The organism is Duganella rhizosphaerae (assembly GCF_040364205.1).
Taxonomy (GTDB): domain Bacteria; phylum Pseudomonadota; class Gammaproteobacteria; order Burkholderiales; family Burkholderiaceae_D; genus Rugamonas; species Rugamonas rhizosphaerae.
Genome location: NZ_BPWK01000053.1, coordinates 1 through 1,808, shown reverse-complemented (window position 1 = coordinate 1,808; position 1,808 = coordinate 1). Strand labels below are relative to the sequence as shown.

Annotated in this window: 1 protein-coding gene; it reads right to left on the bottom strand. The window is 68.8% G+C overall.

From position 1 onward, the window contains the following. Positions 1-1,808 (bottom strand): non-ribosomal peptide synthetase (locus RUGAMON1_RS32550; RefSeq protein ID WP_445234407.1); only part of this gene is annotated, 1,808 nt, incomplete at both ends.

Sequence of the window (1,808 nt, the reverse complement as noted above, 5' to 3'; positions counted from 1 at the left end):
TCGGTCTCGCCCTGCGGCGCCTCATAGCCGCGGGTGACGTAAGCCTGTCCCTGCGGCGCCGGCAGCGCCTTGCGATCAAGCTTGCCGTTCGGCGTCAGCGGCAAGGCCTCCAGCACCACAAAGGCCGACGGCACCATGAAGTCCGACAGGCTGCGCGCCAGTTCTTCGCTCAGTACGGCGATATCGAGCTGCGCGCCTTCGCGCGCCACCACGTAGGCCACCAGGCGCGGATCGCCCGGCTGGTCCTCGCGCGCCAGCACCACCGCCTCGCGCACATCCGCGCAAGCCGACAGCTTGGTCTCGATCTCGCCCAGCTCCACGCGAACGCCACGGATCTTGACCTGGAAGTCATTGCGGCCAAGGTACTCGATAGTGCCATCGGCCAGATGCCGCGCCAGGTCGCCCGTCTTGTACATGCGGGCATCCGGCGCACCCGAGAACGGGTCGGCCACGAAGCGCTCCGCCGTCATCTCCGGCAAGTTCAGATAGCCGCGCGCCAGGCCGGCGCCGCCGATGTACAACTCACCGGCCACGCCCAGCGGCACCGGCTGGCGCCGCGCATCGAGGATATAGACCCGGGTGTTGGCGATCGGTCGGCCGATCGGCGAGCGATCCATCGCATCGGCATCGGCCGCCACGCAAGCGTGGAAGGTCGAATCGCCGTTCGCCTCCGACGAGCCATAGAAGTTATACAGCCGCACACCGGCACTGGCCGCGAGCGTCCGCTCGATCAGGTCGCGCGACAGGCGCGCGCCGCTGCTCACCAGCGTCTTCAACGACCGCAGCGCACCGGCGTCGGCCGCCAACAATGCCTCCAGCAACGACGGCACCAGTGTCAGGTGGGTGATGTCGCCTTGCGCGATCCGCGCCGCCATGCGTTCGACGTCGCGGCCCAGGTCGTGGTCGAACACCGCCAAAGCCCCCCCGGCCAGCAGGGTTTGCAGCACTTCCGACACCGAGTCGACAAAGCCGATGCTGGTCTTGAAGGCCGTCACCGGCGCCTGGTCGAAGATGTCGCGCACCGCCCACAACAGACGGTTGCGCAGGCCGGCGCCGGTATTGGCGACACCCTTGGGTACTCCGGTCGAGCCGGAGGTATAGATCACGTAGGCCAGGTTGTCCGCCGTCAGGGCCAGCCGATCCAGATTGTCGCCAGCCTGATCGCGCCACTGTGCGCCCGCTTCATCCAGGTCGACATAAGGCAGTTCGCCAGTCGTGCCGGCCAGCGCCGCCCGTCCCGACGCGTCATACAGCACCGCCAGCGGCGCGCTGTCGGACAGCATGTAAGCCAGCCGCTCCTGTGGATAGGCCGGGTCCAGCGGCACATAGCAGCCGCCCGCCTTCAAGGTGGCCAGCATCGCCACCACCAGTTCCAGGCCGCGGCCGGCGCAGATCGCCACCCGCGCCTCCGGCGCCACGCCCAGCGCGCGCAGGTGGCGCGCCAGCTGGTTGGCGCGGGCATTGAGTTGGGCGTAAGTGCAGACCTGCCCATCGTGCGTCACGGCCGGCGCGTCCGGCGTGCGCAGCACCTGCTGTTCGAACAGCTCATGCACGCACAGATCCTGCGCCAGTTCGCGCTGCGTGGCGTTCCAGCCCGCCAGCAGTAGCTGGCGTTCGGCAGCCGGCAGCGGGTCGATTGTGCAAAGACCGGTGTCCGGCGCCGTCTCCAGCGCTGTCACCAGGCCTTCCAGCGCCGCCTGCATATAGCCGCAGACGCGCGCCGCCGATACCGACTGGTCGACCTGCGCCGTCAGCCGGAAGCCGCCACCCAGGTCATCCACCGACAGCGTCAGCGGGAAGTTGGTGCG